Origin of the sequence: Gordonia prachuapensis (genome assembly GCF_036350515.1) — a bacterium.
In the GTDB taxonomy this organism is placed as follows: Bacteria; Actinomycetota; Actinomycetes; order Mycobacteriales; family Mycobacteriaceae; genus Gordonia; species Gordonia prachuapensis.
Window position 1 is genome coordinate 1 of record NZ_JAZDUE010000016.1, and the last position, 23,219, is coordinate 23,219.

Consider the following 23,219-nt stretch of genomic DNA (forward strand, 5'->3'; position numbering starts at 1 on the left):
GCACGACATCCCAGCAGCAATCACACCCTCTCGGCCGACCACCAGGGGCACGGTCTCGATCCAGAACTCGCCATCAACGGTTCCGTAGGCACGAGTGCTCACCCAGCAGCAGCCACCAACACCAAGTTGAAGTACCCCAGGTTTAGTTCCGACTTCTATAGGAGGATGGAGCTATGCCACGTCAGTATCCGCCGGAGTTCCGGCAGAGGTGTGTGCGCATGTTGGAGACGGCGTTGGAGGCTGACGTCGAGCTCTCGGAGTTCGAGGCGATCCGTCAGGTCGCCGGTCGGCAGAAGATCGCTGAGGAGACGCTGCGGCGGTGGCGGCGTAAGGCGCAGGTCGATGCCGGTCAGCGGCGCGGTACGTCCAGTGATGAGCATGCCGAGATCCGGCGGCTGAAGAAGCGGGTTGCTGAGCTGGAACAGACCAACGAGTTGTTGAAATCGGCGAGCGCGTTTTTCGCTGCGGAACTCGACCGGCCCACGACGAGATGATCGCGTTCATCGATACCCACCGCGATCACTTCGGGGTCGAGTTCATCTGCCGCACATTGCGTGCGGCGGGTGTGGGATTTCTGACCTCACGCGGCTACCGGGCGGCCAAAGCCCGCACCATCTCGGCCCGGGCACAGCGCGATGCGCAGCTGATCGAGGTCATCAGCACAATCCATGCCGACAACTTCTCGGTCTACGGGGTCAAGAAGATGCACGCCGCGTTGCGTCGGGCCGGCCACGACGTGGGCCGCGAACGAACCCGCCGGCTGATGCGCTGCGCCGGGGTGCAGGGGGTGCAGCGCGCGGCGAAGGTGTTCACCACCCGCCCGGATCCGATCGCATCGGTACCGGCTGACCGGGTCAACCGTCGATTCCAGGCCGATCAACCGAACCGGCTGTGGGTCGTCGACATCACGTATGTGCGCACCTGGCAGGGCTTCGCCTACACCGCGTTCGTCACCGACGCCTGTACCCGGATGATCGTGGGCTGGCAGGTCGCCTCGACGATGCGGACCGAGGACCTGCCGTTGCAGGCGTTCAATCATGCTGTGTGGCAGTCCGGTACCGATCTATCCGGGTTGACACATCATTCCGACCGAGGGTCGCAATATTTGTCGCTGACCTATACCGACCGGTTGATCGAGTTGGGAATCATTCCCTCGGTCGGCACCGTCGGCGACTCTTACGACAACGCCCTCGCCGAGAGCGTCAACGCCGCCTACAAGACCGAACTGATCCGCCACCGCCGACCCTGGCGCACCGTCGAGCAGGTCGAGCTGGCCACCTGCGAATGGGTCTGCTGGTACAACCATCAGCGCCTGCACGAAGCCCTCGGCTACCGCACCCCAGCCGAATACGAGGCCACCTTCACCGGGACCTCACATATCCGCGAGACCGCCGTCCCGGCCCTCGCACCCACATAGGAACTAAACCTGGGGTACTTCAAGTCTGACCCAAACTCACGACCAGACCCAGTAGCTCCCATTAGTAGCCCGGAGCGCTAGCGGAGGGCGTATCGAGATCCGCCCTGGGTACTCACCACCCATGACCCCCTACCGCCGCCAACTCCTCGCCACCTACCTGCGCATGCACCTCCTGGGCGCCGGTGCCGGCATCCGGCTCGCCGAACTCCTCGTAGCCGACCCGTGGACCGACCACACCCTCGACAACATGCCGCACGACCTCGCCGACGAGGTCGACTTCACCCGCACGTGGGCGTCGTCGGTGAGCGGAGTCCGCGAACTGTGGGTGACGCCGGCCTTCGCCGTCACCGCGGCGGCACGCACCCTGGCCGCACCGTTGCGGCCCACCCGTGGCCGATTCCGCCGCGTGCTCGCCCTGGAGGCGATGCGATCGCTGGTACTGGCGAAGAAGGCGATGTGGGAGTTCGGCCTCGCCCTCGGCGACGACGTCGTCGACCCGCCGACCGTCGAGCGGCTTCGCCAGCTGAACGATCGCGCCGAACGACAGGTCAGCACACTGCAGGAGCTGCATCAGCGCGCGTCGGCCGAAGCCTTCACCTGACTACGCGTACCGCCGCCGGTTGAACACCCACGCCGCGGCGCCGGCGAACACGATCGAGATCAGGGCACACCACCCCAGCGCGAGAGCGGCCGTCGAGCCGAGGTCCGCGACCGGCTGACCGTCGGTACCCAACCCCACCAGCAGCCCGCGGAGGGTCTCGATGACCGGGGTGATCGGCTGGTGCTCGGCGAAGCCCCGCATCCATGTCGGCATCGTCTCCGGCGGCACGAACGCACTCGACACGTACGGCAGGAACAGCATCACGAACCCGAAACCACCGGCGGCAGCGGGACTTCGCACGGTGACGCCGATGAGGGCGGCCACACAGGTGATGGCCGTGACGTAGGCGACGACCATGCCGATCGCGCCCAGCCATTCCAGCGGATCGGCCGACGGCCGGAAGCCGATGGCCACGGCGACGGCGAGCACCACCGCGGTGGTGACCAGGTTCTTCAACACGCTCACGACGATGTGCCCGCCGACCGCCGTCGCGCTCACGATGGGCAGCGACCGGAACCGATCCATCGCGCCGCTGGTCATGTCCTGGCAGATGGCGATCGCGGTGTTCGACGCCCCGTAACCCGCGCACAGCAGGATGACGCCCGGGGTGGCGTAGGTGATGTAGTCGACGCCGATCGAGATCGCCCCGCCGAAGACGTAGACGAACAGCACCAGGATGCTGGTCGGCAGGACCAGCGCCATGATCAGTTCGTCGGGGTCCCGCCGGGTGAGGCGGAACGACCGACCGACCATCGTCGAGAGGTCGTCGGCAGCGTTGCGAAGCCGGCCGCCACGGGCCGGGGTGGGTGCGAGCGTGGTCATGCCGCCACCTCTTCCTTGTCGGGATCTGCAGGGGCAGTGCGTACTCCGTGGCCGGTGAGGTCAAGGAACACGTCGTCGAGGGTCGGGGCGCGCAGGTCCCACGAGACCGGCACCACGGGCGAGTCCGCGGCGGCCGCCAACACGGTCCGGGCGTGTTCGACGGTGCCGTCGGTGGGGACACGCACCACTGTGTCGGTGACCGTCGGCGCGAAGGAGGCCAACGCTTCCGACGCCCGCTGCGCGTCGCGATCGGAGCCGAATGTGAACTCCACACCGGCGTCTCCGACGCGCCGTTTCAGTTGCGCCGGTGTGCCTTCCGCGGCAACCCGACCATCGTCGATGAGCGCGATCCGATCGGCGAGTTGGTCGGCCTCCTCGAGGTACTGGGTGGTGAGGAACAGGCTGGTGCCCTCGGCGACCACGCCGCGGATCACCTCCCACATCGTCTGCCGACTGCGCGGGTCCAACCCGGTGGTCGGCTCGTCGAGGAACAGCACCTGCGGCCGGGTGAGGAGGCCGGCAGCGAGATCCAGTCGACGGCGCATACCGCCGGAGTAGGTGTCGACGCGACGGTCGGCCGCGCCGACCAGGTCGAAACCGTCGAGCAAGTCGTCGACCCGAGATCCGATCGTGCGGCGCGACAGATGCGCGAGCCGCCCCATCATCGTCAGGTTCTCCCGGCCGGTCTGCTTCTCGTCGACGGCCGCGTATTGTCCGGTGAGACTGATGATCTCGCGCACCCGATGGGCGTCGCACACCACATCCAATCCGTCGACAGATGCAGACCCGGAGTCCGGGCGGAGCAGTGTCGTGAGAATCCGAACGGTCGTCGTCTTGCCCGCGCCGTTCGGCCCGAGCAGCGCGAGGACCTCGCCGCGCGCCAGCGTGAGGTCGACGCCGCTGAGCACCTCGACCTGCTTGTTTCCGTGGCCGAAGGACTTGTGCAGTCCGGTCGCGCTCACCACTTCATCGGACATTGTCGGCTCCTCAGCTAACTGTTTACGTCATAAACAACAGGTTTATGGTAGACACAGTTAGTGGTGTACGGCAAGGGTGCAGTGGATGATGAGGACGTGAGTGACAGCGGGCCCGACGAATTCCCGGGAACGGTTCAGCGGTTGTGGTTCGGCGGGGTCAGCGGCAAGCGTGGACCGAAGCCTGCGTTGAGCGTGGAGTCGATCGTCCGCGCGGCGATCGAGATCGCGGACGCCGACGGGATTGCCGCGGTGTCGATGGCGAAGGTTGCGGAGGCTCTCGGATGCACCTCGATGGCGTTGTACCGCCATGTGGCGAACAAGGATGAGTTGCTGGTGCTGATGGCCGACGCCGTCGGCGGATTGATGACGCTTCCCGACACCGATGGCCTCACGTGGCGTGAAGGGCTCGAACGCTGGGCGACCACGCAGGTCGAGGGCATGCTCGCGCGGCCCTGGATGCTCGACCTCCCGCTGTCGTCGGTGGTACCCGGGCCGCAACGCATGGAATGGATCGACGCGGGATTCGGCATTCTGCGCGAACTCGACATCTCCTTCATCGACAAACTGGCGATCCTCGGCCTGCTCAGTCAGTTCGTGCTCGGCCAAGGACACGTCGAGGTGGAATCGCGGCGCGCCGCGGCGGCCGTCGTCCGTCGAGAGGCAGGCCTCGACGACTCCACCCCGTTCTCCGCGCTGGACCCGGCCGCCGTCGAGGCCGCCAACCCCTACTCCGGGTTCGAAGCGCTGATGGCGACCGTCGCGGGGCCGGACCGGTTTCCGCACATCGCGGAGGCCATCGCCGGCGCCGATCCGACCGGCCTGGAGCAGGATCTGCAGTTCGGCCTGCGAGTGGTCCTCGATGGGATCGAGCGATTCGTGGAGGAGAAGGCGAGATAGCGGATGGAGCCGGTGATCGACGATGCCTGACCTTCAGCAGCCGACCGGCGGGGACGGCCGCGCCCGAGACCTCCGCGAGAATGTCCTGGTCATCATCGTCGGATTGGTCGGGACTATCGCGACGCTCGCCCTGACGACGGTCCCGGTACTGGCAGATGTCGCGTACAACGCTCCGTTCGCCATCTTCGTCGGCGCGGTCAACACGTGCAGCTACCTCGGCATGGTGATGTTGGCGACGCAATCACCCCTGCGATGGGAGCTGGTGCGAGATCTCGGTCTGCTCGTCGTCATCGTCTCGGCGATCGCTGCCGTCTGGGCGGTCACCGCGATGGACCCCGCGACGGCGGGGACCGCGTTCCTGCTGGCGATGTCGGGGCTGATGGGGTTGGTGGTGCTCATCGTTTGCCGGCTGGTGGCGGCCCATTGACTCGCGTCGATCAACCAACCGAATTCGCGACGAGCCGGTACCGGACGCTCGCGCACGCCGGTTACCGTTCGACCATGAAACTGGGTCAATCCCGACTGGGTCCGACGATGGCGGCGGTAGGAGTGGTGGCCGGTGGCGTGATTCTCCTCCAGGACGTTCCCGGCGCGGACGCGAGTCCACCACGGATCGGCGCCCCGTGCACCAAAGCCGAGGTCCGGGACTACCGGAATCAGCCGAACGGTGTGCCCACCGTCTGCGCCTACATGGGCGGCAGCGGCGGCTTCAAGTGGGTGCGCGTGGCACCGGCCGATCCGGTGACCCGCACTCCCGGACAACCGTGTTCGGGCCAGTACTCGGTCGCCGTGACACCCAAGGGCAAGGCGGTCATGTGCGCGCAGGGTCGCTGGTCGGTCGGCCCGTAGCCGCCCCGAGCACGGCACGATCCTCGTCCGACAACGCGACCGGCGTACCCCGCAGGATCATGTCCTCGAAGCCGCCGTCACGTTCCATCACGGTGATCGCGTACATCTTCTCCGTGTCCGACGAGTTGACGATGCGGTGCACCGACCCTTTCGGCAGGACGATGATCGTCCCCGCCGACACCGGCCGCACGTGGTCATCGGAGTAGGCGACACCATCACCTGCCACGATCACGAAGGTCTCGGTCGACTCGGGATGGCTGTTGGGTGGCTGCGCACCGAGCGGCTCCCAGATCTCCAGGCACACAGTGGTGTCCGAACCAGAAGTCTCCGGTCCGGACAGCACCGCGAGGGTGACGGTGTCGTCGGGACTGATCTTGTAGCCGTGCAGCGCATCGACGTCCGCGACGACGGGAGCGGCGATCACGAGCCGGCCGTTCCTGCCGGGGCCGACAGCCGCACCGGGTGAATCCCGGAACCTGCCGCAGACGCGATCATCCGTTCGGTGAGTTCGTGATCCGCACGCGCACGCTGCGGATTGTCGACACCGCGACGCCACACCGACGAGCCGCCGACGATCACCTCGTGCAGATTACGCAGCCCACAGCCCAGCACATAGGTGGCGACTGGGTCCCAGATGGGTCCGGTGTGCGGCGAGTACGGGTCGACGATCAGCAGATCCGCGAACTTTCCGACCTCCAGTGAACCCACCCGGTCGGCGACTCCGATGGCCGTGGCCGATCCGAGCGTATGCAGCGTAAGCACATCGGCCGGTGTCAGCAGACCCGGATCACTGTGCAGCCCGCGCTGCAGGAACAGCCCGGTCCGCATGTTCTCGAACGGATCTGAGACATCCGTGCAGGACTGGTCGTCGACACCCATCCCGACCGTCACCGAATCGCGAAGCAGCCGAGGAACATCGGCGATGCCCGACCCGAGCCGTCCGTTGGACATCGGCTGCCACACCACCGCGGAACCGGTGTCGCGGACGCGGGTCACCATCTCGTCGGTGGGATGGACGAAGTGGCCGAACGCGAAGCCGGGCCCGAGGACTCCGGCGGCGTCGTACCAGTCGAACTTGGCTTGCTGGATCTCGATCTGCTCGGCGGTCTCCACGAAATGCGCCTGATTGGTGATGCCGTAGCTGCTCATCAGGGTGCGTTCACGTTCGGCGGTCGCCGGTGACGACGACCATTGCACCGCCCCGTACACGGACCCACCGAGATTCTGGTCGGCCGGCACGGTATCGAGATGCCGCATGGCCGTGTCGAATCCGGTGAATGCGTCGTCCTCGCGCAGCTGTTCGTCGTCGAGGCGCACGCTGGTGACGAAGCGGATGCCGGAGGCGGCGAGGCCGTCGATCTGCCGGGTGACGAACTCCGGCGAATGGACCCGTTGCGGCGCGAGGACCGACCGCTCGTAGTCGAAGATGGACACCACCCGCGACTGGGTGAAGTTGTACACCGACGTGATGCCGTTGGAGAGATGGTCGAGCCCACCCGCCAGGGTCATCCAATAGAGGTCCTCGGAATCGGCGCCGAGCAGCATCTGCCCGTTGAGGGACACCCACTCGTAGAGCGGACTACTCGGCGCGACCCCACGCATGCCCCCGGTGTAGATGTGGCTGTGCGCCGACACGAAACCCGGTGCCAGAAAACGGCCGTCGAGGTCATGGCGAGGCGACGGTGCGTCCGCAGGTGGTGCGCCCTCGCCCATCCCGGAGATCCGGCCGTCGTCGTCGACCGACAGCCAACCCCAGAACCAGGGCTGCTCGCCGGCCACGGGCAGGATCAGTGCGTTGTGGAATGTTGCCGCGGTCATCCGGGCAGTACCTCCGATGTCCATTCGTCTCCGCTGCGGTGGAACCGTACCCGCTGCGACGGGCCATCCGGATCACCGCGCCAGAAGGTGATCTCGTGCAGGTCGACAGCAAACCCGGTCCAGGTGGCGGGTGCCTGCAGAACCGGGTGCTCGGCGTCGAACTCGGCCCATCGACGATGACGATCCTCCGGTGACTGCAGGGCGGTCTCGTCGTCATTGAGCCAGGCGAGCAGCTGAAGATAGCGGGTCCGTCGCGAGAACGCCTGCTGTAGCTCGCCATCGGACGCGGGATGCACGTCACCGTGTGCGACGACCTGCCGGCCGACCCCGGGCCACGCCAGTGCGATGGCAGCGCGTGGCCGTTCGGACAGTTCGGCCACCTTCGACGACCTGCTGTCGGTGTGGAAGTAGACGGCGGTGTCGTCGGCTTCACTCAACAGCACGTGCCGCACCCGCGGATAGCCGTCGCGGCCGCAGGTGGCCAGAGACATCAGCGGCGGCGGGCTGTCCGCGGCCGGCAGCCACTGCCGCAGCAGCGCCATCGGTTCGGTGGTGCGGTAATTCGCGGCGTCGCAGTCGGTTCCGAAGTCCGTGCCGCTGGTGATCACCGGCGCACCCGGCCTGGGTCGAAGGTGGCGATCTCGCCGAGCGACGACACCAGGGTGCTGACGCGTTCGTCGAACAGCTTCTCCCCGATCCCGGCGTCCGCACCGGTCGGGTCGCCGATGACGCCCGAGTCGGCGAAATCGGTGGCGAGCCAGCCGAACTTGACCGGTTTGGTGAATCCCACATGCTCGTGGTCGGCGACGGCGTCGGCCACCGACGCGACGGCCTGATCCATCTGGACCAGGTCGGGCCTCAGGTGCAGCATGATCGACGTCTCCGCCCACCCGGCGTGGATGCCGAGACCGCGTTCTGTGGGTCCGGGCTGCCCGGGGCCGGAGGAGAAGAACGTCTGCAGGTCGAAGCGACGACGCAATTCCCGCGCAGCCACCTCGATCAGTGCGGAGTTCCCGCCGTGCGCGTTGAGAAACAGCAGTCGGCGTGCCGGTGTCTGCGCCATCGACGCACCGATGTCGACGAGCGTCTCGAACAGCGTCGACGCCCGCAGCCACATCGTCCCGGGCAGGTGCGCGTGTTCGTCGGACTTAGTGTACCCCAGGGCGGGAAGCAGCCACACGTCGTGTCCGGCGTCAGCGCCACGCTCTACCACCGCTTCCGACATCGCCTCGGCGACAATGAGGTCCGTCGCCAGCGGCAGGTGCGGCCCGTGCGGCTCGATGGCCCCGGTCGGTAACACCAGGATCGAATCCCGCGACAGTGCGGTGGAGACCTCCGCCGTGGTGAGTTCGGCGTAGCGCCGGTGCGCCATCACATCCACCTCCCGGGATTGAGCAGACCTTTCGGGTCGGTCTGCGCGGCCAGTGCCTGCACCCGCTCGGCGTCGAGGTCGACATACCACTGATGCGGCGAATGGATGCCGACGCCGAGCTCCTCGAGCACCGGAACCCCGTCGATGACCTGCTGCGGGTCACGGTAGATCCCGTTGAGCATGCCGAACATCATCTCGTGACCCACCTCGAGGTGCACCATGCCGCCCTCGTAGACCTGCTCGACCTCGTCGAGCCGGGTGACCAGCGCGTCGCCGCGGCATTCCATGTGAAACCACTTGTCCGGCTGAGCTTTCTGCAACCACCAGGTCGGATGGTTGTAGGAGAGGGTGGACAACTTCACCGTTTCCGCGATGCCCTCGCGAACCGCCTCGATCCGGCCACCGCCGGCGACGAGCAGGTCGGTGGCCTCCTCGACGGCGCGGGAATCGATGATCCCGCGCACGTTGGCCCGGCCGGACACGAATGCCGGGTCCTCGGGCAGGGCGTCGACGATCATCGGACCGTCCGCCGACAGCAGGCGTGGCTTCGGCTCGATGGTCGACACCCGGTAGGCCGCGTCGAATGCCTCCCGCTGGGTGGCGAAACTGGCGTAGACACAACGCCATTGCTGAAGCGGCTCGAGGCGGACCGACGCACTCACGATGATCCCGGCGACACCGTAGGTGTGCACGAACGGCTGCGCATCCGCCCCGTCGAGATGCACGAGCTCGGCGTCCTCGGTGGCATAGACCACGTCAAGGGCGTCGACGAATCCCTCATGGTTGCGGCCGTGCACGATGGTGCCTGTTCCGGCCGATCCGCCCGCGAGAAATCCGCCCAGGGTGGACTGCACGGTCGACGGATACATCCACAACTGGCTGCCGTGCTGCCACGCGGTCTGTTCCAGGTTGATCATCCGGGCACCGGCCTGCGCGGTGATGGCACGGTCAGTGACGGAATGGATCTCGGTCAGCGACGTCATGTCCAACACCAGGCCGCCGAACCGCGGGATCACCTGGCCGTAGTTGCCGGTGCCCTTGCCGCGGGTGGTGATCGGCACGCCCCGCGCGACCGCTGCGCGGACGATGGCCGGGACCACGTCGGCGGTGCGCGGGTAGCAGACCAGGTCGGGTGTGCCGAGCTGCTGGGCCGACAGGATCGGACTCATGCCCGACCCGTCACGACCGGCCCGCTCCAGGGCGCGCGGCAGCGTACCGACACCGCGCGGTCCCAGGATGGCGAGCAGATCGTCGGCGAGCGCGTCCACGTCGTCGGGCCCGAAATCGGGGCGCCCGTCGTCGGTGTCGACGCTCACCACGGGGGCGGGCATCACGGCATGCCCACCGAGGTGTCGATGAACCGGTTGGTGGACACAGCTTCTGCGGTGAGGCCGTCGGCGACCGGGGTGCCCTGCTCGGCGAAGATCGGTGTCGTCACCTCGATGACACGCTCCACGCGGGCCGGGTCGAAGTCACCGATGGTGGCGTTGGGTCCGTTGCCGACGAGGTTCTGCTCGGCCATGGTCCGCACCGCGTACTCGGCGTTGGCGTCGGTGTACACCCAGCCGGTGTTGTACTGCTCCACCGCATCGACAATGACTGCGTCGGCCGCATCGGGATTGGCCATGTAGTCGACAGCGCCGCGCTGCAGCACCGGCACCAGCTGCTCGAGGCAGGCGGCGTTCGCTTCCAGGTCACCCGAGCGCACCGACAGGGCGGACTTGTAGATCGGGAAGCCCACGTCGTGCACCAGCTGGTAGTCGACGGGCTTCATCCAGCCCTCGACTTCTTCCTCGTACACCATCGGCTCGGAGCTGGCGAAGCCCTGCTGGGCGGCGCGGCCCTGGTCGGCGACGAAGTTCGCGGGCGTGCCGTCGTAGCTGCCGTCGACCTGCTCCGGCGACAGGATGCCCGAACCGGTCAGGTAGCTCATGTAGGTGGAGCCCTCGAAGTAGAGCACCCGGGCGTCGACACCCTTGAGGTCGGCGATGCCCTGCACCTGCGGGTAGGTCGCCGGGTCCCACATGATCATCTGCGGGCTGATGTCCAGCGGCGCCATCACCGCGGTGGTCGGATTCGACTGCGAGTTCTGTACCGCCTGGTCGGTGTCGACGTAGCCGAGCATGATGTCCGGATCGGCATACATCTGGGAGGTGACCGTCTGGTTGCCGATGGCCGGTCCGCCGGAACGGATCTCGAGGTCCACACCGGTGTACTCGCCGCCGTCGAACAGCGGTCCCACCACGCGCTTGTTCTCTGCGTTGATCGTGGTGTTGTCGGGGCCGAGAAGCTGATAGAGGTGTCCGTGCTCGGCCTCCGGGTTCCAGTCGGTCTGCACGACGATCTTGGCGGGACAGTTCTGGCTGAGGTCGACTGGGCCGATCGCACCGTCGAAGCCGGACGATTCGGTGCCGCTGTCGGAACCGCAGGCTGCGGTCAGGGCGACGGCTGCGGCAACCGCCGCGATACCGGTGCTCTTGGACAGGCGGCGCCAGGTGTGGTTTCTCATGTCTTCCTTCGGTTGTGGACGTGCGGATACGACGAGACGAGCGGGGGACGTGAACGAATCAGGTGGGTTGGTACCAGCGGCCGACGACGCGGTTGCCGAGCCAGCCGAAGAACCAGAAGACGGCGACGCCCAGCAGGGATGCCAGGATGATCGACGCGAACAGTTCCTCGGACTGCAGGCGGGACCGGTAGTTGTCGATGAGGATGCCGATGCCGGGATTGCCCTGCTTGAAGAAGAAGTCGCCGACGATGGCGCCGACCACGGCCAGGCCCGCGGAGATGCGCAGCCCGGCGAAGATGGCCGGCAGGGCGGCGGGGAACTCGAGTTTGCGCAACACGGTCATCCGGCTGGGGTGGTGCAGCGCGAACAGGTCGCGCATCTGCCGGTCCACCGACTTCAACCCGAACAACGTGTTGGACACAATCGGGAACAGCGCGATCAGCACACAGACGAACACGCGTGCGCTGAAGCCGAATCCGAACCAGAAGCCGACCAGCGGGACCAGGGCGAGGATCGGGATGCACTGCAGGATCACCGCATACGGGAACAGCGCGTTCTCCATCATGCGGGACTGGGACATGATGACCGCCCAGGTGATGCCGATGGCGGCGGCGATGGCGAGACCGGTCAGCGCGACAACGGTGGTGCGGCCCAACGCCTCCCACATCTCCTGCGCCGACGGGCCGAACAGGCCGTCGGTGATCACCTTGTGCGGCGGCGGCATCAGGAACCGACGGTCGGGATCGAGGATGGCGTAGCTCACCAGATACCACGCCCCGAGGACGAGGAGCAGTACGATGAGCGGTCCAGACAACCCGCGGAGCACGTTGCGCGACTTCTTGGGAGGCTTGCTGCGCGCTGCCACGGCCACCTCGGTGGTGGACTTGGGGTCCGTGTCGGTGGTGGTCACGAGTGGGCCTCTTTCAGGGAATGGGAGATGCGGCCGGAGATCTCGGCGAACTCGGGTTCGAAACGGAGGTCGGGGGATCGGGGGAAGTCGAACGGCACCTCGATCTCGTCGACGATGGTTCCGGGACGACCGGACATCACCAGCACCCGGTTGGACAGGAACGCCGCCTCCGACACCGAGTGGGTGATGAACAGGCCGGCAAAACCCTTGGCGGCGAACAGTTCGTTGAGTTCGACGCCGAGGCGCTCCCGGGTGATCTCGTCGAGCGCGGCGAACGGCTCGTCGAACAGGAACAGGTCGGGGTCCAGGGTCAGCGAGCGCGCCAGCGACACCCGCATGCGCATACCGCCGGACAGCATGTGCGGCAGGTGATCTTCGAACCCCTCGAGTCCGACGGTGGCCAGTGCCGCGGCGATGCGATGCTTGCGGTCCTCGCGGGGGACACCGTCGAGCTCGCCGAACAGCGCGACGTTGTCCCACACCGTCCGCCACGGCAGGAGGGTTGCGTCCTGGAAGACGTAGCCGACGCGGTCGGCTCCGCATTGCATGTAGCCGTCGGTGATGGATTCCAGTCCCGCGGACAGCCGCAGCAATGTTGACTTGCCGCAGCCGGAGGGTCCGACGACGCTGACGAATTCGCCCTCGCGGACGGTGAGATTCACGTCGCGCAGCGCATGGGTGCCGTCGGGGTAGACGAGTTCGCTGTGCTCGAATCCGACCAGCGGATGGCCGACGGGCGATCGGGGAGTGGTCGATTCGGGTGAGTTCATCATCGCTCCATCACGCAGGGGACAGGGGTCGTTTCGGTGCTCGACGGCGCGATCGCCGTCCAACTGGTGGTCTCGGTGCGGGCGACCGGTGTGCCGTTGACGATCACCACACGGTCGGCGGGGGCGGTGGCGATCACGTCGACGACGTCGGTGCCGCGGACCGCGAGGAAATCGGCCCGCGCCCCGACCTGCAGGCCCGCCGGTTCGAGACCCAGGACGGCGCGGGCGTTGTCGGTGACGAGTTCCATTGCGGTATCGGGTGCCTGGTGCGCGGCGGTCACCAGCAGCGATGCGGTCTCCAGCGGATCGGCACGCCCGACCGGGTTGAACGGGTCGCGGATGTTGTCGGCGCCACCGGCCACCAGCACCCCGGCGTCACGCAGCACATCGATCGCGGTGATGCCGCGCCGACCGGCCGACGCGCCCTGGCGTCCCTGCAGGTAGAGATTGGTGATGGGCAGTGCGACGACCGACATGCGGGCGCGTGCCAGGGCCGCTGCGACGAACGCCAGATCCGCGGGCGGCAGGGTGGACAGACGGCTGCAGTGCCCGGCGGTGCGGATGCGTTCGGCCGGCCAGTCGACCACGCGGTCGGCGTAGTGCTCGATGGTCAGGTGATCGCCGTCCATGAACTCGTCGATGTGCAGATCGGTTCCGATGCCGCGGGATTCGGCGAGGTCGAGAAGTCGCGTGACCTCCGCGGCGGGGTCGTCGGCGATGTGCGGTGCGCCACCGACCAGGTCGGCGCCGGCGTCGAGGGCGGCTTCGATGTGACGTGTTGGTGTCAGCGGGCTGGCCAGGACGGCGATCTGCATCGTCATCAGCCCGCGAAGCTGCTCGCGCACGTCGACCAGGGCTCGGACGGCACGTAGCGGGTCGTCGTCGCCGAGGATGTCGGCGTGGGTGCGGACCGCGGTGATGCCGTTGCGCAGCATGGCCGTCGCGGCCTGCAGAGCTCGTCGTCGGAACGACTCCTCCCCGAGCTGGACACTGCCGGTGCGCCAGCTGGTGATGGCGTCGGTGAGGTCGCCGAGCGGTGGGTTCAGCTCCGACCACGACAGTGCCTTGTCCAGGTGCGCGTGCGGTTCGGCGGCCGGGGCGGTGAGGACGAATCCGCGCAGGTCGAGCCAGTTCGAGCCGGTGATCAGCGAGTCGTCTACATGTGGACGGATCTCGGACACCCGCGCCACGCCGTCCGCGTCGACCGACACGGTGACGTCCACCGGAGAGCCGTCGCCGGACGACCCGGTGATGCCACGCATCGGGCGGGCGGGCGTTGCCTCCATGGGCGGCCTCCTCGGTGGTGGTTCGGTTGGCGGACAGTGGATATGAGCGTCGTAGGTTGTTCGGTGGTTCCGCCGTGGCTGGGATCGGCGAAGCGTGCGGTTTCGTGCTAAATGTTGATCACGTCAACAACGCCCAAGTTAGGACCGCTCTGTTGCGGCCCTGTTAACCAAGGCTGCGGGCGTGTAACCAATGCCGGCGAATCTGGGAAGGTGATGCACATGGCACTCGATGAGCCGGATGTGGCGCAGGTGTCGTTGGGTGCCGAGATCCGTCGCCGACGCAAGGAGAGCGGCACGACGCTGGCGAATCTTGCTGTCCAGGCGGGGATCTCGCATTCTTTCCTGTCTCAGCTGGAGCGTGGGTATGCGCGCCCGAGTATGACGACGCTGGAACGTATCGCGCGGGCCTTGAGTACAACGCAGGTGAGTCTGATGTTGGCCGCCGACCCCGCACTGGCCCGCAACACCCCCACGCCCGCGCCGGAGGGCACGCACATCGTGCGCTCGGATGAGGGCGCGCTGCTGCCGCAGGCCGGCGACGACGCCGGGTACGCCCGGTTGCTGGTCACCGGCACGGCCGCGTTCTATCCGCAGGAACAGGTGTTGAGCAGGCGCGATTACGGCGACTACTTCCAGCACGAGCAGGACGAGTGGCTGCACGTCGTCGTCGGCGAGGTCGAGGTGGACCTCGGGGATGGACGCTATGTCGAATTGCGCAAAGGTGACAGCCTTTATTACGCTGGCGGCATTCCTCATCGGTGGCGGCTCGTCGGCCCCGATGTCGCGCACCTGATCGTGGTGCAGGCGTCACTGTAGGGAGTGGTTCCCATGGCTGGGAACTTGGCGGAGATCACAGCTCTTCCCAGGAGATCTCCGATGTATCAGTCCACCAACCAGATTCGCGTCAGTGTGGTGTCCCGGCAGCATGTCGCCGAGCTCATCGACGAGTTCGAGCTCGCCCCGACCGGCGACGATCCGTTGCCCGCGTGGACAGCGGGATCGCACATCGATCTGACCACCCCAGCGGGTCCGGTCCGCCAGTACTCGCTGTGTCCTGCACCCGATGATGCCGGTACCTACCGGATCGCCGTCGAACGTCGCACCGACAGCCGCGGCGGATCGATCTCCGCGCACGACGACCTCGTCGTCGGCGGTGAGGCGTGGATCAGTCCGCCACGCAACCACTTCGCGCTCACCCGTGCACTCGAGTACGTGTTTGTAGCCGGTGGCATCGGTATCACGCCGATCCGGGCGTTGATCGAGGAGGCGCAACGTGCGGGACGACCGTGGCGGCTCATCTATGTCGGGCGGTCGCGTGCGCGGATGGCGTACGTCGACGACCTCCTCGCCGCGCACCCCGACCGCGTCGCCATCCAGGAGTCCACGCTCTCCGGCCGCCTCAACCTGGGGGAGGAGTTGACCGGATTGCCCCGGGGCACAGCCGTGTACGTGTGCGGCCCGCCGACGATGCTCGACGCGGTCGCCGATGCCTGCGCACCGCAGCCGGCGGTCGACTCCTTCGCCGAACGATTCACCGCCGCAGTCGGTGTCGGTGCACCGAACCAACCGTTCGAGCTGTCCTTGGCGTTCTCCGGCACCACCGTCACCGTGCCCGCGGACAAGACCATCCTCGACGTCCTCGACGGGCGCGGAGTGGTGGCACCGTCCTCGTGCCGCGAGGGCATGTGCGGGACATGTGAGACCGGCGTGGTGAGCGGCGAGGTCGATCATCGCGACGCGATCCTATCGCCGGAGGAACGGTCGGAGAACGAATCCATGATGATCTGTGTATCCCGTTGCACCAGTGGACGGTTGGTTCTCGAACTATGACCACGCTGGTTCTGGAGGGTGCGGCCTCGGTGATGATCGACGGCCGGACCGTCGGTTCCGGGCCGGTCGTGGTGCGTCACGGCGCGGTCGTCGAAGGGCCGGCCCCCGCGGACGCCGAGGTGGTCGACGTGTCCGGCTGCGTTGTCACGCCGGGGCTGGTGAACGCCCACCATCACCTGCTGCAGAGCGCGTTTCGGTCCCGTCCGGACACCAGGTTCCTGCCGATGCGGGAGTGGCTGGCCCGGATGGGTGAGCGTTACCGCGAGGCCGGTGTCGGTCCGGAGCTCACTGCAGCAGCAGCGGCGGTGGGTGCGGCCGAGTCGTTGCTGTGCGGCGTGACGACGGTGGCCGATCATCACCTGACCTGGCCACGCGATCAGGATCCGGTCGCGATGGCCGGCGCCACCATCGGTGCCGCGCGACGGGTGGGTGCGCGGTTGGTGTTCGTCCGCGGCACCGCCCGCGACGATCCGGACGCCGCCGCACAATCGGTGGCCGACATCCACCAGACGTACCTCCTCGACGCCGTCGGCGGTGTGACGGCCGACGGGATGCTGCAGTTGGCGGTCGGCCCGTCCGGGGTGCACGCCGACGGACCCGAGACCTTTGCCGCGCTCGCCGAGGTGGCGGCGCGGCTCGGCCTGCGTCGTCGGACGCAGGCCAACGAGCAGATCGATGTGGAGATCGCCGCCGAGAAGTACGGCCGCCGTCCGCTGGAGCTGCTCGACGAGTGGGGGTGGCTTGCCGACGACGTGACCGTCGCGCACCTCTGCGAGATCACCGACGCCGAACTCGACCTGTTCGCGCGGTCGGGCGCCTCTGCAACCCACGCGCCGGGGTGCGACGTACCGATGGGCTGGGGTGTCGCCCGGGTGGCCGCCCTGCGCAACGCCGGAGTGAAGGTGGGTCTGGGCACCAGTGGCGGCGGCAGTAACGACGCCGGGCACCTGCTGGCCGACGCACGGCTGGCGATGCAGGTGTCGGGACTGGTGGGCGAGCCGGTGTCGGCTCGGGAGTGTCTGGCGATGGCGACGGAGGGTTCGGCGGCCGGACTGGGCAGGTCCGAGCTGGGCCACCTTCGTCCCGGTGCCGCCGCCGACCTGTGCGTGTGGGACTGCTCCGACGTGCACGACGCCGGTGTGCCCGACCCGCTCGACGGCCTGCTGTGGGCCGGTCCGGGCCGCCGCCCGCGCGATGTGATGGTTGGTGGCCGCTGGGTGGTCCGCGACGGAGAACTGCTCACCGCAGATTCACGCGCCCTCGCCGCCGACCTGCGCCCCGCCCCCTGTGGAGCCCCACCCCCCGGTCCCTGAGGAGCCTCGCGAGGAACGAGCGATGCGTCACGAAGGGCCGCACCCCCCTGGTCCCTGAGGAGCCTCGCGAGGAACGAGCGATGCGTCACGAAGGGCCGCGCAACCACCCCCTTCGTGACGTTCCTCCGCTAACGCTCCGGAGCTCCTCAGAGATCTGGTGGTGATGCTCCTCCGCTACCCCTCCCGAACCTGCTCCGAACTCGAGTGACCCCGCAACACCACCACCCGCAACGCCGCACGCAGTTGCTCCGTGGTCGCCCGCCACGCCTGTTCCTCGTGCCGGCAGGCCGACGCCTCGTCAGCATCACCGGCCAGGTCGGCCTCGGCCGCCGACTTCATCCACTCCAGGTACTGCTCCTGGCTGGTGCGGATGTAGCCGAGGATCGCTGACTGATCGTGACCACAGATGGTCGCGACCTCGTGCGCATCGAGCGTGGAGCCGTCGTCATCGAGCACGATGAGCGTCTGCAACGGGTCGGGCAGCTGTTCCGCATCGGACGCTTCCGGTCGCCCCGCACCGGTGATCGCCTCGATGACCTGCGGCGATGACTCGGCGATGAACTCGAGCCAGCGCCGGATACCGGCGACGAGATTCTCGCGATGAAATGCCGCCATCTCGACCGACGAGAACGCCGTCAGCGTCGTCTGATGAAGCACCAGGGTGATGCCCGGCCAGCGCACCGATTCCCGCGCGATGAACTCCGCGGCGGCCGTGGCATCGGGCACCTCGTCGACCAGCGTCGCGAAGAACTCCACGGTCGGCTGCTGGGCGACGACCCGCAGCCACGACGGCATGGTGCCGGTGGGCAGGGGGATGTCACCGTCCGCATCGACCGCCACCGGTCGTCCCGCGATCTCTTCCAGAGCGCCGGATACCAAGCGCAGCAGGTGTTCCCGCGATGTCGGGTACACACCAACCGCGACCGACGCTTCGGGCCGGGCCGGAGCCGGGCCGGTGAGAAACGCCGGATGCAGCACCTCCCACGGCTGCCTCAACGCGTCGATCGCGACCTGCGCCAGTTCGTCGACACGTCGTCGGCCGACTTCGGTGATCATCCGACCATCACGCAGCAGCCGCCATCCGGCGGATTCGAGGACGTCGAGCTGCTCGGCGAGGACGTGCGGCGTCGGATCGAGGTCCGATGCGTGCGCGGTGCAGCGCACACGATTGGCCTTGGTGACGGTGAACGTGAGCACAGCGCACGGCCCGACTCCGAGCTCGTGCGACGCCCTGACGGTATGTCTCTCACCGACCTGCAAGGAAGCCAACCGGTCGGCCAGATCCGCGCGGAACTCGCGCCACGCGTCGTCGACGGCGGAGTCGAAATCGAAGTCTCGCATGACTTCTCCTTTCGTCGGACCCAGGCGTCCCGGTCGCATCGTGTGTCACCGGTGAGGGGCTGTCCTCGCCGGGGCGTCGCGTCGTCGCGATGTGTGAACAGTAGGTGAGGGGTCTGACAGGTCGGATCGGATGAGCCGGGGCTCGGTTCTGAACCCGCATCCACCTGCCGGCAACGCTGCTGACCTCTCAATCGGTCGCAAACGTGCGCGGCGTTACATCGATGGCTGTGAGAAACGACAACATCGCCAGGTCACAGAGTGATTGCCACAGTCTTCTGCCGAAATCCGGCCTCATCCCCGGACGTTGAATAGTGGGTAACGCAGAGATGAGGAGACCATGACCACACAGGCTGAGGCGCCGGACGACAGTGTCGTCGGGCCGTCGCTGCTGCCTGCCGACGACCCGTTCTATGACGAGCCGGCGGGCCTGCGGCGGATGCGTCCCGGCGAGATCATCCGATCCCGGCAGGTGGAGTTGAAGGACTTCTGGGCCTCGCATCACCGCAGCGATGCGTGGCAGCTGCTGTACCGTTCGACCGACCTGAACGGCGCGGCGTGCGTGGCCGCGACCACCGTCGTGCTGCCCCGCAAACCAGCCTCCGGCGCCGGCTTCCAATTGCTGTCGTTCCAGTGCGCGATCGACGCGGTCTCCTCGCAGTGCTTCCCGTCATATGCGCTGCGCAAGGGCGCCGACGCGGGCCGAACCATCGCCCCCTTCGAGTTCATGGTGGTACGTCGTGCCCTGGCCAAGGGCTGGGCGGTCTCGATCCCCGACCACGAAGGCATGCTCGGCGCGTGGGGAGCCCCGCGTGAACCCGGCTACCGCACCCTCGACGGCATCCGCGCCACCCTGTCGTTCCCCGACCACGAACTCCCCGCCAACACCCCGGTTGGCCTGTGGGGCTACTCCGGCGGTGGGATGGCGACGTCGTGGGCCGCGGAGATGGCCCCGACCTACGCGCCGGAACTCAACCTGATCGGCGCAGTGCTCGGCTCACCGGTCGGCGACATGGCGTCGGCGCTGATGCGTCTCAACGGCAGCTTCCACGCGGGCCTGCCGGTGATGGCGATCGCCGGATTGCGCCGCGTCTACCCGCAGCTCGACCAGATGATCGAGAAGCACGCCACCGACAAGGGACGCCGTCACCTGGCGGAGATCGCCGAGATGCCAACACTGGATGCGTTGCGCCACTTCAGGAACCACGACATCGACGACTACCTCGACATCCCGCTGGCCGATGCGCTCGCCCAGCCGAAGATGGTGGAGATGATGGATGACCTGCAACTCGGCGCCCACAAGCCGGACATCCCGCTGCTGGTGATCCAGGCAGTGCGCGACGAGGTGATCAGCGTCGACGACGTCGACGGCCAGGTCGCCCGCTACCGCGACCAGGGCGTCACGGTGACCTACGTGCGAGATCAGCTCAGCGAGCACTACTCGCTGCTTCCCCTCGCCGGCCCGATGGCCGTCGGGTGGTTGTCGCGTCGGCTCGAAGGCCGGCCGGCGACCGACAAAACCGTGATGGCGGTGGCGGGACAGCGGCCACCCACGGCGGCGTTGCGACGGCTCACCGACCGCATCTGGTCGGATGGGCGAGACGGTGCGGTCGAGGTGGAGGATTCGTCGGTGGCGTGACCGTGGGTCCGTTTCGGCGAGAGGACCGGTCACGCACGGCAACCGCGTTGCGTCTTGTGCCAATGTCAACGTGACGATCACGACAGCGCCAACGCACACGCCCGGGTTTACCGTGAGACATGGCCAGTACAAAGTCGTACTCGCAGTTCATCGCCCTTGATCCCGAAGCCGTGTGGCAGGTTCTCGGTGACCCATCTCGGTTGCCCGAGTGGCACAGCGGATATCGCTCTGTCTCGCTTCATGATCCGATTCAGGTCGGCGGGCGAGGGTCGTACGTCCAAACGCACAAGATTGCCGGTCCACTTCATCGCCGCCTGGCGCCGCCCTTCGAGATCGCAATCGTTGAGGCCGGCCGCCACCTGCAGCTGACCCAACCGGAACCGGTAGGTGCGGCGGTGATCGACTTTCGTCTCACTCCCACACCAAACGGGTGCGTGGTCACCGAAACAGTCACCACCACAGCGAAATCCGGAACCATGAGTCGCACCCTGCTCGCCGGCACCCCACACCTGACCGATCGTGTCGACTTCGTACGGTTGGCTCGTCTCGCCGAGCTCGCTTCCGCAGCCGACGCGCTCAACGTCGTCATCGCCGGCGGCAGCGGCGCACTCGGCCGGCATCTCGCCGCCGACCTGGCCTGCCGCGGCCACCGACCGGTGATCCTCACCCGAAGTCTCGATGCTGCTTCGCCTTTCGAGCAGATCGAATGGGACGGACGCACCATCGGCGACTGGGCCGACGTGCTGACAGATGACCGTCCGACCGCGGTGGTGAACCTGGCGGGCAAGCTGCTGGACTGTCGTCCGACCGAACGAAATGTGGCGCTACTGCGCGACAGCCGGGTGACTGCCACCCGAGCCCTGGTCGAGGCGTCGAAGCAGCGGGACACCCCGATCGAGCATTGGCTGCAAGCGAGTACGACGGCGATCTGGAGCGACGCCGGCGAACAGTGGTGCACCGAGATGACCCCGCTGCCTGAGGGGTTGCCGCAGATGACGGGGGTGGCGCAGCCGTGGGAGAACGCTGCGGAAGGTGCGCACGCCGACCACCTGGTGATCCTGCGGACCTCGATCGTGCTCGACGGTCAGGCCCCCGCGATGAAGCGTCTCGCCGATCTCACGCGCGTCGGGCTCGGTGGCCGGGTCGGCTCAGGCAGGCAGTGGTTCAGCTGGATTCACGTCGACGACTGGCTCGCCATCGCCCGCGCCGCACTCGGCCTCGACCCAGAGATCACGATCCCCGACGGGGTGGTGGTCGGTGCGAGCCCGAACCCGGTGCGCAACAACGAACTCATGGCCGCATTGCGGCGCGCACTGCACCGGCCGCCCGCGCCGCCGACGCCAGCACCGCTGCTGCGAGTCGGTGCCCTCGTGCTGCGCACGGACCCGGCGCTCGGACTCACCGGGCGGCGTGCACGGTCGGAAGTGCTCGACGACGTCGGATTCGAGTTCCGGTTCCCAGAACTGGATGGTGCGTTGGCGGATTTGCTGGCGCGAAGTTGGTGACTCTGGCCGCGTACGGTGCTGTTTGCGGCCCTTCCGCCCAGACGCCATCACGCGGGCCGACTTCGGCGGCAGTCCTAGTCGTCGCCGCAGCAGGACCCTTGCCTGCTACTGTCATCGGGAGATTGCCAGGTAAACGGGGGTGGCAGTGTCCGATCACATTAGTTTCGATGAAGAAGCGAGCTTCGTTTGGACGAATGCTCTGTCGGAGATAACTGCGGTTGCACCAGCGCAGCTGGCTGGGACGCTGTTCGACCTCGTGAACACGTCGGTAAAGGGGTCAGCCACTGCGGATGCACTTTCCGAGTCCGGTCATCTGATCGAGCGGGCAGCGCGGGACAGCGGTAGGACTGCGCGGGTACTCGCCCATCAACTCGATGTTGCGCGATCTGCATACAGCAATGCTGATGCCGACGGTGCTGCCACGATTGAGCAGGCGGGTCATTGATGTCTGGAGGTGACGAGCGCACACGGATCGCTCCGGTCACCCGTGCTCGAGTTTCCGCGTGGGCCGCGGCTGACGCTTCATCGGTGATCGCCAGCCTGCTGCAGGGTGCGCTCACGGCAGTCGGGGAGGCGTCCAAGCTGTTGGACCGGGTTGGTGTTGCGCTTCAGTCGGATTGGTCCGGCGAAGGACACGAAGCAGCCTCGGCTGCAGTGGGTAGGGCTCTGTCTCGAAACAGAGCGATAGATGGCGGGCTGCAGGATCTCGCTGATGCAGCCACGAACGGAGTTCAAGAGGTTCACTATTTTTCGCGCGCAGTAATGAATGCGGTAGGTGATACCGAACAAGCGGGGTACAGAGTCACTGAGACGTGGGGCGTGTACAGCGACTCTGGCGGGGAGGACGCGGCAGGATGGGCTGAGTTCATCGCGTCCCGAGTGGGTGCTCTCGCCGATGCAGACGAGATTGCTGCGCGGCGTGTGGCCGAGGCCGCGGAGAGTTTACGGCGCATTCTTGACCTCGAGGCCGTTCCTGTTGACCTTCCAGTTTCTCCCGGTGGCTATGGAAGCTACGAGAAAACATTCACCTTCCGTGCCTCACCCAGCTGGACACCGTCGGCGATCACTCGTGAGGTGGCTACGAACTTTGACACATACTTTCCGTTCACCGGATGCGGGCCGACTGTGTATGAGGGGAAGCAATGAAGCCTCGACGCAGTTCCGGGACTCGATGTCCCTCAACCGGTGACGATCACTGACGTCGATGACGATGGATTCGCAATCGAATCACGTCTAGGCCATGTCGAAGGCGATGGGCGTTTCATCACGTTCCAGTTCCTGCCGAGTTCAGGTGATTTGTGGGACCTCCAGGTAGACGCGTGGGGACCAGTCCGGGGCGTGACGGCTATTCCAGGAATTGCCGGGC

The 23,219-nt window shown here is 67.0% G+C and carries 22 protein-coding genes and 1 pseudogene; 11 read left to right on the forward strand and 12 right to left on the reverse strand.

What is annotated here, in order from left to right; translation table 11 throughout:
• Positions 1-173 precede the first annotated feature (173 nt).
• Both V1Y59_RS18000 and V1Y59_RS18005 read left to right on the forward strand, forming a co-directional pair.
• A protein-coding gene (locus tag V1Y59_RS18000; protein WP_330506320.1) for an IS3 family transposase occupies positions 174-1,417 on the forward strand; the annotation gives its coding sequence in 2 pieces (ribosomal slippage) (positions 174-465 and positions 465-1,417; 1,245 coding nt in all).
• A gap of 121 nt (positions 1,418-1,538) precedes the next feature.
• Positions 1,539-2,018: a hypothetical protein gene (locus V1Y59_RS18005; RefSeq protein WP_330506321.1), complete on the forward strand. Its 480-nt coding sequence runs from the start codon at positions 1,539-1,541 to the stop codon at positions 2,016-2,018.
• On the opposite strand, the gene V1Y59_RS18010 is transcribed toward V1Y59_RS18005, so the two are convergent.
• A complete protein-coding gene (locus tag V1Y59_RS18010) occupies positions 2,019-2,840 on the reverse strand; it encodes an ABC transporter permease (RefSeq protein WP_330506323.1) in 822 nt (273 codons plus the stop codon).
• Positions 2,837-3,817 (reverse strand): ATP-binding cassette domain-containing protein, encoded by a 981-nt coding sequence (locus V1Y59_RS18015; protein WP_330506324.1) that lies wholly within the window; start codon positions 3,815-3,817, stop codon positions 2,837-2,839. The genes V1Y59_RS18010 and V1Y59_RS18015 overlap by 4 nt, the downstream gene beginning before the upstream one ends.
• 96 nt (positions 3,818-3,913) lie before the next feature.
• Between V1Y59_RS18015 and V1Y59_RS18020 the strand changes: the two genes are divergently transcribed.
• The 3 genes from V1Y59_RS18020 to V1Y59_RS18030 all read left to right on the forward strand — a co-directional run bounded on the left by V1Y59_RS18020 (position 3,914) and on the right by V1Y59_RS18030 (position 5,563).
• Positions 3,914-4,714, forward strand: coding sequence for a TetR/AcrR family transcriptional regulator (locus V1Y59_RS18020; RefSeq protein WP_330506325.1), 801 nt, complete (start codon positions 3,914-3,916; stop codon positions 4,712-4,714).
• Positions 4,715-4,736: 22 nt separating this feature from the next.
• On the forward strand, positions 4,737-5,141 hold the full coding sequence (locus V1Y59_RS18025; protein WP_330506326.1) for a hypothetical protein: 405 nt from the start codon (positions 4,737-4,739) through the stop codon (positions 5,139-5,141).
• Positions 5,142-5,215: 74 nt separating this feature from the next.
• Positions 5,216-5,563, forward strand: coding sequence for a hypothetical protein (locus V1Y59_RS18030; RefSeq protein ID WP_330506327.1), 348 nt, complete (start codon positions 5,216-5,218; stop codon positions 5,561-5,563).
• Here the strand turns inward: V1Y59_RS18030 and V1Y59_RS18035 are convergent.
• From V1Y59_RS18035 to V1Y59_RS18075, 9 genes are read right to left on the reverse strand one after another with little or no spacing between them, the layout of a single operon-like run.
• A complete protein-coding gene (locus V1Y59_RS18035) occupies positions 5,526-5,987 on the reverse strand; it encodes a cupin domain-containing protein (protein ID WP_330506328.1) in 462 nt (153 codons plus the stop codon). The genes V1Y59_RS18030 and V1Y59_RS18035 overlap by 38 nt on opposite strands.
• Positions 5,984-7,381: an amidohydrolase family protein gene (locus V1Y59_RS18040; RefSeq protein WP_330506329.1), complete on the reverse strand. Its 1,398-nt coding sequence runs from the start codon at positions 7,379-7,381 to the stop codon at positions 5,984-5,986. Before V1Y59_RS18040 ends, V1Y59_RS18035 begins: the two co-directional genes overlap by 4 nt.
• Positions 7,378-7,989, reverse strand: a complete 612-nt coding sequence (locus V1Y59_RS18045; protein WP_330506330.1) for a pyridoxine/pyridoxamine 5'-phosphate oxidase — start codon at positions 7,987-7,989, stop codon at positions 7,378-7,380. Before V1Y59_RS18045 ends, V1Y59_RS18040 begins: the two co-directional genes overlap by 4 nt.
• Positions 7,986-8,753 (reverse strand): creatininase family protein, encoded by a 768-nt coding sequence (locus V1Y59_RS18050; RefSeq protein ID WP_330506331.1) that lies wholly within the window; start codon positions 8,751-8,753, stop codon positions 7,986-7,988. The genes V1Y59_RS18045 and V1Y59_RS18050 overlap by 4 nt, the downstream gene beginning before the upstream one ends.
• Positions 8,753-10,084, reverse strand: a complete 1,332-nt coding sequence (locus V1Y59_RS18055; RefSeq protein WP_330506332.1) for an FAD-binding oxidoreductase — start codon at positions 10,082-10,084, stop codon at positions 8,753-8,755. Before V1Y59_RS18055 ends, V1Y59_RS18050 begins: the two co-directional genes overlap by 1 nt.
• Positions 10,084-11,262, reverse strand: a complete 1,179-nt coding sequence (locus V1Y59_RS18060; protein ID WP_330506333.1) for an ABC transporter substrate-binding protein — start codon at positions 11,260-11,262, stop codon at positions 10,084-10,086. The genes V1Y59_RS18055 and V1Y59_RS18060 overlap by 1 nt, the downstream gene beginning before the upstream one ends.
• Positions 11,263-11,320: 58 nt before the next feature.
• Positions 11,321-12,172: an ABC transporter permease gene (locus V1Y59_RS18065; protein ID WP_431309220.1), complete on the reverse strand. Its 852-nt coding sequence runs from the start codon at positions 12,170-12,172 to the stop codon at positions 11,321-11,323.
• The gene (locus tag V1Y59_RS18070; RefSeq protein ID WP_330506334.1) at positions 12,169-12,942 is read right to left on the reverse strand and encodes an ABC transporter ATP-binding protein; all 774 of its coding nucleotides are present in this window, start codon (positions 12,940-12,942) and stop codon (positions 12,169-12,171) included. The genes V1Y59_RS18065 and V1Y59_RS18070 overlap by 4 nt, the downstream gene beginning before the upstream one ends.
• A complete protein-coding gene (locus tag V1Y59_RS18075; RefSeq protein WP_330506335.1) occupies positions 12,942-14,228 on the reverse strand; it encodes an amidohydrolase family protein in 1,287 nt (428 codons plus the stop codon). Before V1Y59_RS18075 ends, V1Y59_RS18070 begins: the two co-directional genes overlap by 1 nt.
• A 219-nt stretch (positions 14,229-14,447) precedes the next feature.
• Here V1Y59_RS18075 and V1Y59_RS18080 point away from each other — a divergent pair, with 219 nt between their 5' ends.
• Genes V1Y59_RS18080 through V1Y59_RS18090 form a run of 3 tightly spaced genes read left to right on the forward strand, consistent with a single transcriptional unit; the run spans position 14,448 to position 17,371 of the window.
• The gene (locus V1Y59_RS18080; protein WP_330506336.1) at positions 14,448-15,044 is read left to right on the forward strand and encodes a helix-turn-helix domain-containing protein; all 597 of its coding nucleotides are present in this window, start codon (positions 14,448-14,450) and stop codon (positions 15,042-15,044) included.
• Between the two features lie 60 nt (positions 15,045-15,104).
• Positions 15,105-16,058, forward strand: coding sequence for a PDR/VanB family oxidoreductase (locus tag V1Y59_RS18085; protein ID WP_330506337.1), 954 nt, complete (start codon positions 15,105-15,107; stop codon positions 16,056-16,058).
• Positions 16,055-17,371 carry an amidohydrolase family protein gene (locus tag V1Y59_RS18090; RefSeq protein WP_330506338.1) on the forward strand — a complete coding sequence of 439 codons (1,317 nt, stop codon included), beginning with the start codon at positions 16,055-16,057 and terminating at the stop codon, positions 17,369-17,371. Before V1Y59_RS18085 ends, V1Y59_RS18090 begins: the two co-directional genes overlap by 4 nt.
• A 174-nt stretch (positions 17,372-17,545) precedes the next feature.
• Here the strand turns inward: V1Y59_RS18090 and V1Y59_RS18095 are convergent, their stop codons facing one another.
• The gene (locus V1Y59_RS18095) at positions 17,546-18,712 is read right to left on the reverse strand and encodes a TY-Chap domain-containing protein (RefSeq protein ID WP_330506339.1); all 1,167 of its coding nucleotides are present in this window, start codon (positions 18,710-18,712) and stop codon (positions 17,546-17,548) included.
• Positions 18,713-19,049: 337 nt separating this feature from the next.
• Between V1Y59_RS18095 and V1Y59_RS18100 the strand changes: the two genes are divergently transcribed.
• The 3 genes and pseudogenes from V1Y59_RS18100 (at position 19,050) to V1Y59_RS18110 (ending at position 21,853) form a co-directional block, all read left to right on the forward strand.
• A complete protein-coding gene (locus V1Y59_RS18100; RefSeq protein WP_330506340.1) occupies positions 19,050-20,348 on the forward strand; it encodes a lipase family protein in 1,299 nt (432 codons plus the stop codon).
• 119 nt (positions 20,349-20,467) lie between these two features.
• A pseudogene (locus tag V1Y59_RS18105) lies at positions 20,468-20,800 on the forward strand (SRPBCC family protein); the annotation flags it as partial.
• Between the two features lie 24 nt (positions 20,801-20,824).
• Positions 20,825-21,853 (forward strand): epimerase, encoded by a 1,029-nt coding sequence (locus V1Y59_RS18110; protein WP_330506466.1) that lies wholly within the window; start codon positions 20,825-20,827, stop codon positions 21,851-21,853.
• Positions 21,854-23,219: the final 1,366 nt, after the last annotated feature.